The following is a 14,064-nucleotide window of genomic DNA, read 5'->3' as shown; positions in this document are numbered from 1 at the left end:
AATTTTTTACTACGCAAAAACATTGCGCAATAATATAGAATATTTGCAGAGTAATTAATTAAAAGCCTTTTGGAATCTGGCTTTAAAGTAGCGCTCCACCAGACGAGGAAGCTGGTGGAGCTTCATAAAAAGTTCATTAACATAAAAACTGGGAAGATAACGGAGGTTGTTTACTCGCCTTGGAAGCGAGAGGTCGTCACGCCAAAGCGCGATTTCTCAGACAAAACGTTCTTTAAAATATTAAACCAGTTCGGTAGCTCAATAGGATAGAGCATCAGACAAATTACTTTGCGCCATTTAGCAAACAGAGTTCCTCTAAATCGGATCTGAGGGTCGCGGGTTCGAATCCCGTCCGAACTACAAAAAAATTACTGACATAGAAAGTTCCTATAACAATTCACCTTAAAGAAATTACTTTCCGTTAGTAAAAGACAAAAAGAGTTCCTATATACTGGTTCGATTCCAGTACTCGAAAGAGTATGTGGTTTGTTTTACTCTTCGTCTTTAAAAATAGGTAAAAGGAGTTCCTATAAACATTTGATAAATACTCCTCACTTATTTAAATATTAAAAAATGAAAACATTAAAATTATTTAACGCTGTAATAGCGAAAACATCAAACGAAAAACCATACATCTCAGATGACGGATTCATCATCGCGCCAAATGCACTTTTGGCAAAAGATAGAATTATTGCTTATTTCGAAAACGAAAAATTAACAGGTAATGACTTAAACAAGACGTTTCATAAATCTTGGTCAAAAATTAAATTTAGCTCAAGATGTGAGTTGTTGATAGATCAAATCACGCATTACATTTCCACATATGGAAGTGATTTTCAGGATGAAGTTTATATTCCTGAAGAAACACTAAACATTCCAGAATTAAAACTTACCTACAAAGTAATTAAGGGCTACGCTGTTGATGAAATGACCCAAAAATGTCTGGCATTATTGCAGTCTGGCATGGCATTAAAAGAAGATACTGTAGATGATTTGATAACGGTTTTAGTCGATGAATTAGGCTATACATTTACTGGCAAAGAAAACATTAGAAACAAGGAAGCCATTGTAAAATTAGCTGAACTCTATAACATCTATCCAGAAAACGCGGTTGAGTTTTTTAGATATATTATTTACCGAACAACAGATACCACATTGTTAATCAAAAATGATGAGTTAATTGAATTGATTAAAAACAGTTCATACAACCCAACACAAGCGTTTAACAGTTTTGGTTTAGAAAAACTTGCTGAAATTTTTAACCGATACAAACCTTTGTTTTTAGCATTTAAGAACAAAGCGCCAAAAACTGTTAATAAAATTAGTAAGCAATCCAAAACGTATCACAAACCATTGGTTTCAAATCCGTTAAATGATGTGACAAACGCATTGATAACAAACAAGGAAACACATTGGCTAGATAACGCAACACCTTTTGCTTTGTTTAAGGCTTTGTCTGCTTGCTATACGAGAAAAGAAGGTCAAGACGCTTTTTTATATAGAATTAGAAATGGTAAATCTTGGGTAAAATCTAGCGAAACAACAACTATTGATAACAAGAACAATCAATTTTTGAACTACATAAAGAGAAAGTTTGGTGCAGATGAAAACATAGTAGAAGTTTCGGAAAATGAAGTTTTCAAAAAGAATTATAAATTCATTTTAAATTACATGAAACAACGATTTGATTTGACAGGTAAAACCATATTTGTTCCAAAGAACATTAAATATGCTTTGCCAACATCAGAGAAAATGTACGTAGGCAATATTCCTACTGGCACACGTTTTTATGGCGAAAAGTTAGCAGTAGGAATCTATTGGGAAGATGCTTGGGGCGCGCGAGATTTAGATTTATCAGGTTTAAATATTGCTGGTAAAATAGGTTGGAATGCAAGATATAACCAACAAAAAGGAAACTTGATGTATTCTGGAGATATTACCTCAGCACCAAAAGGAGCTGTTGAATATTTGTACGCCAATAAAGGCTTAAACGCGCCAACATTGGTTCAAAACAATGTGTATTCGGGAACTTCAGATTGCGGTTACAAAATCATCATTGGCCAGGGAGACGCTATTTCTAAAGACTACATGATAAACCCAAACAACTTATTTGCAGATATTAAATGCGAATCTGTACAAAAGCAAACCATATTAGGTATGTTAATCCCTAAAAAGGACAAACAATGCTTTGTACTCTTAAATTTTGGCGCAGGACACACCAGAGTTTCCGGTAATTCCGAAGTATCAAATTTAGCAACAAAAGCATTGTACCAACAATGGAACAAACCATTATCATTTGATAAACTTGTAACTTTTTTGGGTGCAGAACTCATTGAGAATAAGGCAGAAGCTGATTATGATTTTTCATTAGAAAATTTAGAAAAAGATAGTTTTTTGAAGCCTTTTAAATAGAAGAAAAAGACCTTTTGGTTACAAAAAGCCAAAAGGTCTAATTAAAATCATAACTACGTAAAACTATTGCGTAATACTGTATAATATTTGTAGTGTAATTGACAGTTTACTGTCATTCTGCACTTGATGCCGAATCTAAATAAATAGAAAAGATGAAAACACAAACTAAAATAACAGGACATATATTAAAAGCCTTAGGCTTTAAGCAAGGAAAATGGATGAAAGAAGCCATCGCACACATCAATGAAAACAATTTAGAAGGCGATGTTTTAATGACTTATTTACAGCAGTTTAAATCTCCAGACCCGATAGCATTACACGCAAAACCAATTGATTTTTCAATTAATATTAAAGCTGAAAATGAAATGGAGGAAGACAATGTAGCAAAAGTGATTAACTCCATGCAGACCTTGATGAAGACCCCAACTTTAGTTGCTGGCGCTATTATGCCAGATGCTTGTCCTGCAGGTCCAGACGGCACCATTCCTGTTGGTGGGGTGGCAGTTGCAAAAAACGCTATCCACCCCGGAATGCATAGTGCAGATATTTGCTGCTCTGTGATGTTGACCGATTTTGGTAAAGCAGACCCAAAAGGCATTTTAGATGCTGCACATGCCAACACGCATTTTGGTCCTGGTGGACGTGATAGAAATACACAATTTCGCTTTCCAAAAGAATTATTAGACGCTTTTGAAGCCAACTATTTCCTAGGAGATAAAGACATGATTAAAATGGCAAGAGCACATTTGGGAACTCAAGGCGATGGTAACCACTTCTTATTCGTAGGAACTTCCAAAAAAACAGGGAATACAATGATGGTCACACATCACGGTTCAAGAGGTCCGGGTGCTCGATTATATACTAAAGGCATGAAAATCGCTGAACGTTTTAGAAAAGAATTATCTCCTGAAACCAAGACCCAAAATGCATGGATTCCGTTTGAAACTGAAGAAGGTCAAGCCTATTGGGATGCATTACAAACCATAAGAGATTGGACAAAACTGAATCATGAAGTATTGCATAATTCGGTAGCCGAATCTTTAGAGATTAACATTGAAAACAGATACTGGAACGAACATAACTTCGTATTTAAAGATGGGGATTTATTTTACCATGCTAAAGGCGCAACACCCTTAGACGCTAAGTTTATGCCAGATATTACGGGACCAAGGTTGATTCCGTTAAACATGAGCGAACCTGTGTTGATTGTTGAAGGATCTACCACAAAAACCAATTTAGGTTTTGCGCCACATGGTGCCGGTAGAAACGTAAGTAGAACCCAACACAGAAAAAGCAAAACAGGAACTATCATGCAAATTTTTAAAGAAGAAACCCGAGGTTTAGATGTTCGGTTTTTCTCTAATGAGATTGATATTACCGAATTGCCAAGTGCCTACAAAAATGCACAAGCCGTAAGACAGCAAATGGACGAATATGGTTTAGGAAAAGTTATTGACGAAGTGATGCCTTATGGTTGTATTATGGCTGGTGATTGGCAGAAAAATGCGCCTTGGAGGGTTAGGAGGGAGAAGCGTAATAAAAGGAAATAGGTATTAGATTTTTAGAAACGGAAAAGTAGTTGAACTTTATAGTTTACTTACTTTTTACTTTTAGGAGCAAGCTTTAATATTCGTAATCTTTCTTTTTTTTTAAGAAAATCCATCTTTTTTTGTAGATAATTTTGATGTATGTTATATTTTTGTGAAAAATATATAATACTATTCTCATATATTTGTTTATTCTAAAAATTAATCTACATTTACAATCTTAACTTATAAGTGAAGTCTGAAATATCTATAGTAGTAAGAAAAGATTTAGATTTTACTAAAGTTAGATATTACACTCTTAAGTTTAAAGATGAAAATAAAACAGAATTAGAAAAGTTCTATAATAAGTATCAAAAAGAATATTCTAAAAGTGTTTTTTATATAAAAATGTGGATTGCCGAAATCGGCGAAAAATATGGTGTACAAGATAGATTTTTTAGACCTGAAGATAATGCAAAAGCCCTTCCCCCTCCAACCAAAGAACTTAGATGCTTAGATTTAGAATTTGAAAAAGATAATTTGAATTTGAGACTGTATTGTATATTATTAAGTCCAGAAATTGTTATTTTAGTAAATGGAGGAATCAAGGAAAGTGACGCCACTAGAGACAGCCCTTCTTGTTGGGAACAATATATATTCACGTCTAATATAGCATCACAAATAAATAAGATGATGAACCAAAGACACTTGATAATAAAAGAAAGAATGCTTAAAAGAAGTAAATCATTTAATTTGACATATAATAAATAGATGGCATCAAAAGCATATTTAAACGCATTAAAAGAAATCCCAGAACATGTTCAGAATGATGTAATTGGCTCTTTAGAAATTGCTAATGAGATCCATTTAATCTTAGAACAAAAACATTTATGTGCAGCTGACCTAGCTAGAATGCTAAACAAGTCAGAATCAGAAGTTAGTAAATGGCTTACTGGATTACATAATTTCACCTTTAAAACTGTAAGGAAAATAAGTAAAGCTTTAGAGGTTGATTTAGTCGTTACTCAGTCTTCAAAAATTACAGAATATGAAGTCAAAATTGAGACATTACAAGATGAAATAAAAAACCTTAAAAGGAAAGTTAATCCTAATTTTGCTTTTGATGAATCACTTAATTTTACTGTTTCTTCGATTAATTTGAAGGATTCAGATTCAGTAAATGATGGTTATTTAGCAAATTTTATTCAGAATGACGTAGAAGATCTGATTAAAATAAAACCAGCAACGGAAAGCACTTTTTCTGTTCATGTAGCTAAAGATTAAAAAAATGAGCAAAGAGAAAAAGAAAAAAAAAGAATCAAAGAAAACTATCAGAGTTGAGATTATTGAATCAAAACCAAATGGTTTCTATATTGTTGATTTGGATAAAATTAATCCTGACGAAATTACTACCAAAGATTTAGAGTATCGGATAAATATAATTACTGGAACTAATAAAGAAGATAAACTAATAAAAATTGATTTAGAATTAGATGCCTTTTTAATTAATTCTAGTAATTCTAATAAGCAAGAACTATTTGGAATAAAAAGCGCAACAATTTTTAGAACTCCAGATTTCGATAAAGTAATAAATGAAGATGTTAAAGTTTTAGCTCCAGATGATTTTACTAAAAAGCTACTTAATATTTGCATTGGAGGAATTAGGGGAATGTTAGCAGTAAACTTAGTTAATACTGAATTAAGCCATATAACAATCCCTCTTTTAGATTTAAGCGGTTTAAAAGAACTTAAACCAATAGAAGATTAAAACTATTAATTTACAAACAATCTCTTTATCTCTAACTGATAATATTGAATTGTCGTAAAAAAAAATATAACTCTTTAAATTAAGCGCTATAAGCATAGATATGATGTTAAGTTTTTAGAAATAAAAACCACAATCCCCTACCTTTAGCACCCTATGAACAACCATTTCAAATCCATCATTTTGCAAAGCACAGGTGCATCTTCTTTAATTGAAAAAGAAACCATCCAAGAATTATGGAGCGGTTACGGTAAAATCATACGTATTGATTTAGAAAACTCCCCTTTGGAAAGCATTGTGGTTAAACATATTCAATTACCTAAAAGCCAAAATCATCCAAGAGGCTGGAACACCGATATTGGCCATCAAAGAAAGTTAAAATCTTACGAGGTAGAAACCACTTGGTATAAACAGTATAGCAACACTAGTATGGCACGTTTACCAAAATGTTTTGCTATTGAAAGTAACAATCATGAAACATTAATAGTTCTTGAAGATTTAGATAAGGCAGGTTTTCCATTACGAAAACAAGACGTAAATTGGAAAGATATAGATGCATGCTTAGAATGGTTAGCACAATTTCATGTGAGTTATTTAGGTAAAGTTCCTGATGGACTCTGGGAAATTGGCACCTATTGGCATTTAGACACGAGACCTCAGGAATTAGAGGTTTTAAAGGACAAGGCATTGAAAAACGCTGCTGGAGCTATTGACAAAAAACTCAATAACTGCAACTTTAAAACCTTTGTTCACGGCGATGCTAAATTGGCGAACTTTTGTTTTTCGAAAAGCGGACAAGTAGCAGGCGTAGATTTTCAATATGTAGGCGGTGGATGTGGTATGAAAGATGTCGCCTATTTCATTGGAAGTTGCCTTAATGAAAGCGATTGTGAACGATTGGAATCAAAACTTTTGAATACTTATTTTGTCTATTTACACAAAGCACTTGGCAAAAAAAATGAAGCGCTTGAAAACGAATGGCGCCCTTTATATCGTGTAGCTTGGGCAGATTTTCATCGGTTTTTAAAAGGCTGGAGCCCTGGCCATTGGAAAATCAATAGTTATAGCGAACGAATAACAGCTGAAGTCATCAAAAATCTATAATAGTGGATTTACAACATTTAGCAAATATTGCCATTGAAGCCGCGCTTTCTGCTGGGAAAATCATTCAGAAGTACATGAATGATGATATTATTATAGAAAACAAAGAAGCGGGTTCTTCCTATGCATCTCAAGTAGTGACAAAAGTAGATCGTGAATGCGAACGTATTATTTTTTCACAGTTAATGCCCACTTGCAAAACCTTTGGTATTGGATTATTGTCTGAAGAAACAGAAGATAATGGCAGCCGATTTGAAAAAGAGTTCTTTTGGTGTATAGACCCTATGGATGGAACACTCGCATTTATTAACAAACAACCAGGGTTTTCTGTTTCTATTGCTTTAATTGCCAAAGATGGAACTCCCGTAATTGGCGTTGTTTTTGATCCTAGCACAGAAACGCTATACCATGCTATTAAAGGAAAAGGTGCTTATAAAAATAAAAAAACATGGAACGTTAAAAATGGTAATAACTATTTAACTTACGTGACCGATAAAAAGTTAGGCGACACACCCAATTCTGCCAAAATACAAAACATCCTTAACAAACATAAAACTGATTTAAGGCTAAACGGCATTAAAGAAATATCGGGAGCTGGTGCAGTTATGTGCGCCATTTTGGCCTTAGAAAATGGACCAGCATGTTTTTTAAAACTTCCAAAAAAAGACCTTGGAGGCGGTAGTATTTGGGATTTTGCCGCTACGGCTTGTGTCTTCCAAGAACTCGGTTTACCCGCAACAAACTTTAAAGGTGAAATATTAGATTTAAATAAAAAGGACAGCACTTTTATGAATCATCAAGGTGTTTATTATTCCAACTTAATATTATAAAATTCAAAAGTTATCCAATTCTAACCGCTCTTTTCTTGTAAGCTTAGCGACCACTAAATCATAAGAAATATCGAGCCATTTATACAAAATATCATCAGAAATTGTCCCATCCATCTCTACGCTACTCCAATGATTTTTACTAAAATAAGATGGTTCTTTTAGGGCACTGTATTCTGCACGTAATTCTTCAATAGTTTCGGGAACACATTTTATACTAAAACTATCAAATGTTTCAATCTCTGTTGCTGTAAACATTTTACCCATTACTTTAAACACTAATACATTAGGGAGTTTAGAAAAAGGAATGGACTCTGTCGCCCCTTTTTTTGATAAACAATACAATCGGTACTCTTCAATATTCATAGTTTTAATATAATGCTAGTTATTCAAAAAAGCTATAATCCGCAAAGGCGCACCACTTCCTCCTTTTATTTTCATAGGTAAAGCAACAACCTCAAACCCTTTACTGGGTAGCTTGTCCAGATTCGCCAAATTTTCAAATGCAGGGATATTTTTAGATAATAAAATAACATGGGTTTTAAAATACTGAGATTGCCCGTAATCAATACTAGGTGTATCAATTCCAATGGATTTTATAGTTCTGTTATGCACTAGCCATTGGGCAGCCTCAGGAGACAACCCAGGAAAATGAAGTAATTTTACTGCCTCATCTCCACGTTGATCTGTGCCCAAGTACTTCTTTTTATCTGGATAAAATTTTGAAAAACCTGTCTCTATCAGCACAATACTTCCTTCTGGAATTTTCATGTTTTCTTTTTGTTCCCAATTGGTAAAATCATCAATATTGACTAAATAATCAGGATTTGTTAAAGCCCGTTCAGAAACATCAACCTTAATGGCATTACCTATTAAGTTTTCCAAAGGAATTTCATCTACATATTGCTTTCCTTTTGCAAAATGGATTGGGGCGTCAATGTGTGTACCTCCATGTTCGGCAGTAGCAAAATTATTGGCGGCGTAGTAAAAGCCCTTGTCTGTTTCTCCCTCGGCTACAACATCCATTTCAAACTCTTTGGCCGTTACCCAATAAATAGTTTCTTCAGAAAACACATGGGTTAAATCTACTATTTGCCGTGTTGCTGTGGGTTTTTCGTTTGAAGATTCCAGATCTCCTTTTTCCTTACTAGTAGTATTACATGCCACTAAAAATGAAAAACTTAATATAAAATAATGCGCTCTTCCCATATTACATTTGATTTAAACTTAAATATAGCCAAAAGCAAGCGAAGCAAAAACAAACTTTAACATAAAATCACTAATGCTGAGTCATACTATTTCTAAGCATTATTCATAATAAAACCCAAATATTACCCCCTATTACTCAATTGGCACCAAATAATATCGAGATTTTATAGTATTTTGTAGCCTTTTATACGCTAACTAATTATTCTTTAAACATGAATAACTCACTTAAATGTCTGTTTTTTGTCCTTCCATTTTGGTCTTGTCAAGATTCTAAACCTAAATATGAAACAAATACAACTAGCTATGAAGCCAACTGGGAAATTCTAGCAAAACACACCACTAATCCAGAATGGTTTCACGATTCTAAGTTAGGAATTTATTTTCATTGGGGCTTTATAGTGTTCCTGCTTATGGTCCTGAATGGTACCCGTATAGATTATATCGTGTAAACGAATACCCGGACTATACGGCGTTCCATGAAAAAACTTTGGAACACTAGATAAATTCGGCTATCACGATTTTATTCCCATGTTTAGAGCTGAAAACTTTGATCCAGAAGATTGGGCTGAACCTTTTAAAACAGCAGGCGCTAAATTCGCAGGTCTAGTAGCGCAACACCATGATGGTTTCGCTATGTGGGGTAGCGAAATAAACCCATGGAACACCACCGATATGAGTCCGAAACGAGATATTACTTGCGAAATTTTAACGGCGATTAAAAAGCAAGGAATGAAAACCATGACCTCTTTTCATCATGCGAGATTAAGACAAAGACACGATGGAGATTCTACGAAATGGGAAACATATAACAGCCATTTTGCTTACAACCCTAAGTACCCAACATCATCTGAAGATCCAGATTTAAAGAAATTTTACGGAAACCTACCTCAAGAAGAATTCGATCAATACTCAAAGTTTTTTAAGCAAAATAAGCGCTTATACCTAAACTTTAAATCAACTAATTTTTTATCAACTTAATAGTCTCAAAATTACTATCTACCTGAACTTTAGCAAAATAATGTCCAGATTTAAAATTGGACATGTCTATTTGGAAATAATCATTTCCTTTTCCCGAAAAATCATTCAATTTCTGTCCAAGCATATTAAATATTGAAACCCTGCCAATTGGTTTATTAGCTTGAATTGTAAATTTAGAATCTGTTGGGTTCGGAAACACCTTAACGTTTTTCTTAACAAAACCATTTGTGCTTAAAGCACTATCATAAATAAAAACATCAAAAAACCTGCCTTCAGGAAAACTAAATCCAGAAATAAAATTTTCCAATTCGATATGAATTTGCCATCTCCCTGTAACTGAATTATAATAAACAGAAAGTAGCCTAAATACAAAGCCTGTTGCAGGTTCTCTTCTGTGCTGAACAAAAATTATAGCATTAGGATTGTTGTTAAGCATAAGGTGGTCTAACACGGTCCAATACGAAAAATCGTCTATAGCTATAACTTCTGAACCTGTGTTAGCAAATGTGCTTTGATGTTCATAAATCACAAAACCTTGTGGGGTTGCTAAATTAAAAATAAGCCCTAAAGGCATGGTTTGTCCAAAAGGAACAGCAATATACCATGCTCCAGGGTTTGCGTAATTATAATAAAGCTCGATTGGCAAATCAGCTGTTACTGGGCTAGATGAACCTCCATCATCGGCTGGTTGCGATCTGCCGTAAAGAATTCTCTTATTGGGATCATCATTCCCCAGAAGTATTTTCGATGCATTATCCGAGCCTGAAACAATAGTACCAGAATCAACATCGTGCTTAAAATTTAATGCATTTTCTTCATAAGCCGCAATATTATAACAACTGCCTAAAGGCATAGCATGAACAGGGTTTTCATTATATACATAATATCTTCCTGTTATGGAATTGTACCTAACCCCTACAAAATGAGGATTGTTTATGATAGTGCCATTGTCTTCTACTCTTCCATTTTCCACCAAAACGACTAAGTCTGGATTTCCATTAAGTCTCACATCGTTTATCACAGATATTTCTCCGTCAATATTATCTGCAGTAGCATAATGCCTAAATGCAGCTACCTGCGAATAGCTGGTTGAGTAACAAATTAAAAATAATAATACGAGTGTAATTTTTGTTTTCATAGCTATCTATTTAAAAGTTAATAATTAGGTGCTATTAATCACTTCTTTTAAATAAACACACGGCAGGAAAGATTTGGTTGGTATAGGATGCTTAAAATTACAAAAATTAATTGAATAAAAGGATAACGCATTAATTTTTAGATCTTTAAAACCTAACACGCCTCTAAGGTCTGCACAAAATAGAATCTAAAAAATTTAAAATCTGCGATTGTTACATTTTTTTTAGTTACATTTGAAAAATATTTAAGCTCACTTAAAAATATTTTAAAGCAACACGAATGTCGATAGCTGTTGAAAATTTTGTAAAAGCCATTTACAAAAATGGAAAACGTGATAATAACGATACCAAACCTGGTAACATCGCGAAAGAATTAGGCATATCTAATGCTGCGGCAACCGATATGGCTAAAAAACTAGCAACCAAAGACTTACTGCATTATCAAAAATACCAAGAGCTTAAATTAACGGATAAGGGCACTAAAATGGCTTTGAATGTTGTTAGAAAACATCGCCTTTGGGAAGCTTTACTGTTTAAACTTTTCGATTTGTCTTTACATGATATTCACAGGGAAGCAGAACTATTGGAGCATCAAACTTCCGATTTATTGGCCAATAAAATCAGTGAGTATTTGGGCAATCCTAAATTCGATCCCCACGGCGACCCTATTCCAAATGCCGATGGAGAAATCACCACAACAGATTCATCTATTGCTTTATCAAACACCAAAGAAGGGAAAACCTATATCATTTCTCGATTAATGAGTGATGACAAGGAATTTTTTGATTTCTGTGCGCAAAACGGATTAAAATATGGCAACTCTGTTTTAGTGTCCAAACAGTTCAGTAAAAACAAAATGACTCAAATTTCAATACACAATAACACCATTCTTCTTAATGAAGATTTCACCTCAATAATTTATGTTAATGAACAAGATTAAATTTACAAAAACGGTATTGCTTTTTGCTATATCTACAAGTCTGTTTTCGCAAGAAGATAACAAAGACATTGGCGCCTTAGTAACCGATAGACCCGACGCCACAGAAGCATCATCAACAGTGGGCAAAGGCGTTTTACAATTTGAAACAGGGGGCTTATATGAGTCTTTTGAAGAGAACAGCGTCAAATCTGAAAATTACACATTCAACACCATGTTGATTCGTTACGGAATTCTAGATAATATGGAATTACGGTTGGGTTGGGATTTTGTTGAAGGCGTAACCACAATAAACGGCAACAAACTAGACAATGTAATGAGCGGACTATCGCCACTACTTCTAGGTCTAAAAATAGACATTGCTGAAGAAAATGGCGCCATGCCAGAAATAGCACTTATTGGTCACGTATTTCCAATATTTAGTGCATCTGCCGATTATAGACCAGAATACACAGGCGTAGATTTTAGATTATCACTTTCTCATACATTAAGCGAAAAATCGAGTTTAGGATACAATATTGGCGCACAATGGGGCGATGACTCTCCCGAAGCTGCCGCAATTTACACACTAGCTTATGGCTATAGTATCTGTGATAAATTTGGAGCCTATGCCGAATTATATGGCGATTTACCAGAAGACAGTTCCGCAAACCACTATTGGGATGCAGGATTTACCTATTTAGCATCAAACGATTTACAATTCGATGCCTATGTTGGCACAAGCATTACTGAAGGTCAGGATTTACTTTTAGGGCTCGGATTAAGTTATAGAATCAGAAAAAAATAATTTAAAAATGAAAAAAACAGTACTTATAATAGCCATCGCTTTAGCATTTTTCAACTGCAAAAACCAAAAATCAACAAACGGTAAACTAAACGTAGTTACCACCACCACCATGATAACCGATTTGGTTAAAAATATTGGCGGCGAGCATATCAACCTTCAAGGATTGATGGGTAGCGGCGTAGATCCACATTTGTACAAAGCTAGTGAAGGCGACGTTGCAAAACTATCTAACGCTGATATTATTTTTTACAACGGATTACACCTCGAAGGGAAATTAGTTGAAGTTTTCGAAAAGATGAAAAACAAAAAAACCATCGCGATTTCAGATGCTTTAGATGAAAAAACGCTAATTGGTTCAGAATATTTCGCCTCCAATTACGACCCCCATATTTGGTTTGATGTGGCCTATTGGAAACAAGCTACCCTATTTGTTGTAAAAACACTCTCAGAAGAAATTCCAGAACAAAAAACAGAATTCGAAACAAACGGCGCAACATATATCACCCAACTAAACGCATTAAAAACCAAATTAGAAACCACCATCAGTACCCTACCAAAAGAACAACGTATTTTAGTGACCGCGCACGATGCATTCAACTATTTCGGAAAAGCTTTCGACTTTGAAGTTGTTGGTTTACAAGGGCTTTCAACAGCAACAGAAGCAGGTGTTCAAGATGTTCAAAAACTGGCAGCGTTCATCATAGAAAAAAATGTAAAAGCTATTTTTGTGGAAAGTTCGGTGCCTAAACGTACCATAGAAGCATTGCAAGCAGCCGTAAAATCGAAAAATCATGAAGTGACCATTGGAGGAACTTTATATTCTGATGCACTTGGAGATGCAGAAACTATTGAAGGCACATATATTGGCATGTTCGAGTATAATGTGAATACCATTGTGAATGCACTTAAATAAGTTTTCAATCGCAGTCACAGTTTGCAGCGCTTACTCAAAACTAAAAATATGTTAGCAATAAAAATTATTTGAAGCTATTTCCTGCTATCCGCTGTATCTTTTTTGTGTCGATGTTTAAGCATCTTATCAAAAGTTTAGCATTCATAAAGGTAAAAGCTATCAATAAAAATCAAGTAACACAAAAAAGGATGCCGCTTCTATCAGGGCTAGATTATCAGCCAAGGTCAGGTTAAAAAGAGTAAATTAGTGGTAAATCCGTAGAATTTAGAATTTAGAATTTAGAATTTAGAATTTAGAATTTAGAATTTAGAATTTAGAATTTAGAATTTAGAATTTAGAATTTAGAATTTAGAATTTAGAATTTAGAATTTAGAATTTAGAATTTAGAATTTAGAATTTAGAATTTAGAATTTAGAATTTAGAATTTAGAATTTAGAATTTAGAATTTAGAATTTAGAATTTAGAATTTAGAA

Annotated in this window: 14 protein-coding genes, 1 tRNA gene and 1 pseudogene; 13 read left to right on the top strand and 3 right to left on the bottom strand. The window is 34.0% G+C overall.

Annotation, left to right across the window (positions count from 1 at the left end; genetic code table 11):
* The first annotated feature begins 247 nt into the window (after window positions 1-247).
* The 8 genes from ABXQ82_RS06615 (at window position 248) to ABXQ82_RS06580 (ending at window position 7,634) form a co-directional block, all read left to right on the top strand.
* Window positions 248-360, top strand: a tRNA-OTHER gene (locus tag ABXQ82_RS06615).
* Window positions 361-573: 213 nt separating this feature from the next.
* Window positions 574-2,412, top strand: coding sequence for a hypothetical protein (locus ABXQ82_RS06610; protein WP_367056718.1), 1,839 nt, complete (start codon window positions 574-576; stop codon window positions 2,410-2,412).
* 152 nt (window positions 2,413-2,564) lie between these two features.
* The gene (locus ABXQ82_RS06605) at window positions 2,565-3,962 is read left to right on the top strand and encodes an RtcB family protein (protein WP_367056715.1); all 1,398 of its coding nucleotides are present in this window, start codon (window positions 2,565-2,567) and stop codon (window positions 3,960-3,962) included.
* A 228-nt stretch (window positions 3,963-4,190) separates the two neighbouring features.
* Entirely contained in the window at window positions 4,191-4,709 is a 519-nt protein-coding gene (locus tag ABXQ82_RS06600) for a hypothetical protein (RefSeq protein ID WP_367056712.1), read from the top strand.
* Window positions 4,710-5,222 carry a helix-turn-helix transcriptional regulator gene (locus tag ABXQ82_RS06595; RefSeq protein ID WP_367056709.1) on the top strand — a complete coding sequence of 171 codons (513 nt, stop codon included), beginning with the start codon at window positions 4,710-4,712 and terminating at the stop codon, window positions 5,220-5,222.
* A gap of 4 nt (window positions 5,223-5,226) precedes the next feature.
* The gene (locus ABXQ82_RS06590; protein WP_367056706.1) at window positions 5,227-5,706 is read left to right on the top strand and encodes a hypothetical protein; all 480 of its coding nucleotides are present in this window, start codon (window positions 5,227-5,229) and stop codon (window positions 5,704-5,706) included.
* A 153-nt stretch (window positions 5,707-5,859) separates the two neighbouring features.
* Window positions 5,860-6,807 (top strand): oxidoreductase family protein, encoded by a 948-nt coding sequence (locus ABXQ82_RS06585; RefSeq protein WP_367056703.1) that lies wholly within the window; start codon window positions 5,860-5,862, stop codon window positions 6,805-6,807.
* A gap of 2 nt (window positions 6,808-6,809) precedes the next feature.
* Entirely contained in the window at window positions 6,810-7,634 is an 825-nt protein-coding gene (locus ABXQ82_RS06580; protein ID WP_367056700.1) for an inositol monophosphatase family protein, read from the top strand.
* Between the two features lie 3 nt (window positions 7,635-7,637).
* On the opposite strand, the gene ABXQ82_RS06575 is transcribed toward ABXQ82_RS06580, so the two are convergent.
* Together ABXQ82_RS06575 and ABXQ82_RS06570 are read right to left on the bottom strand one after the other, a co-directional pair.
* A complete protein-coding gene (locus tag ABXQ82_RS06575; protein ID WP_367056697.1) occupies window positions 7,638-7,997 on the bottom strand; it encodes an MmcQ/YjbR family DNA-binding protein in 360 nt (119 codons plus the stop codon).
* A 15-nt stretch (window positions 7,998-8,012) separates the two neighbouring features.
* Window positions 8,013-8,840 carry a cyclase family protein gene (locus tag ABXQ82_RS06570; protein WP_367056694.1) on the bottom strand — a complete coding sequence of 276 codons (828 nt, stop codon included), beginning with the start codon at window positions 8,838-8,840 and terminating at the stop codon, window positions 8,013-8,015.
* A gap of 212 nt (window positions 8,841-9,052) precedes the next feature.
* Here ABXQ82_RS06570 and ABXQ82_RS06565 point away from each other — a divergent pair, with 212 nt between their 5' ends.
* Window positions 9,053-9,289, top strand: a complete 237-nt coding sequence (locus tag ABXQ82_RS06565; RefSeq protein ID WP_367056691.1) for an alpha-L-fucosidase — start codon at window positions 9,053-9,055, stop codon at window positions 9,287-9,289.
* Window positions 9,290-9,332: 43 nt separating this feature from the next.
* A pseudogene (locus tag ABXQ82_RS06560) lies at window positions 9,333-9,818 on the top strand (alpha-L-fucosidase); the annotation flags it as partial.
* Here the strand turns inward: ABXQ82_RS06560 and ABXQ82_RS06555 are convergent.
* Window positions 9,799-10,956: a T9SS type A sorting domain-containing protein gene (locus ABXQ82_RS06555; protein ID WP_367056688.1), complete on the bottom strand. Its 1,158-nt coding sequence runs from the start codon at window positions 10,954-10,956 to the stop codon at window positions 9,799-9,801. The pseudogene ABXQ82_RS06560 and the gene ABXQ82_RS06555 overlap by 20 nt on opposite strands.
* 278 nt (window positions 10,957-11,234) lie before the next feature.
* Here ABXQ82_RS06555 and ABXQ82_RS06550 point away from each other — a divergent pair, with 278 nt between their 5' ends.
* Genes ABXQ82_RS06550 through ABXQ82_RS06540 form a run of 3 tightly spaced genes read left to right on the top strand, consistent with a single transcriptional unit; the run spans window position 11,235 to window position 13,591 of the window.
* Window positions 11,235-11,894 (top strand): metal-dependent transcriptional regulator, encoded by a 660-nt coding sequence (locus ABXQ82_RS06550; protein ID WP_367056685.1) that lies wholly within the window; start codon window positions 11,235-11,237, stop codon window positions 11,892-11,894.
* Window positions 11,881-12,678 (top strand): transporter, encoded by a 798-nt coding sequence (locus tag ABXQ82_RS06545; protein WP_367056682.1) that lies wholly within the window; start codon window positions 11,881-11,883, stop codon window positions 12,676-12,678. Before ABXQ82_RS06550 ends, ABXQ82_RS06545 begins: the two co-directional genes overlap by 14 nt.
* A 7-nt stretch (window positions 12,679-12,685) precedes the next feature.
* The gene (locus ABXQ82_RS06540; RefSeq protein ID WP_367056679.1) at window positions 12,686-13,591 is read left to right on the top strand and encodes a zinc ABC transporter substrate-binding protein; all 906 of its coding nucleotides are present in this window, start codon (window positions 12,686-12,688) and stop codon (window positions 13,589-13,591) included.
* Window positions 13,592-14,064 lie beyond the last annotated feature (473 nt).

This window comes from Algibacter sp. 2305UL17-15 (assembly GCF_040720935.1).
In the GTDB taxonomy this organism is placed as follows: Bacteria; Bacteroidota; Bacteroidia; order Flavobacteriales; family Flavobacteriaceae; genus Jejuia.
This window is presented reverse-complemented; position numbering and strand designations above follow the sequence as displayed.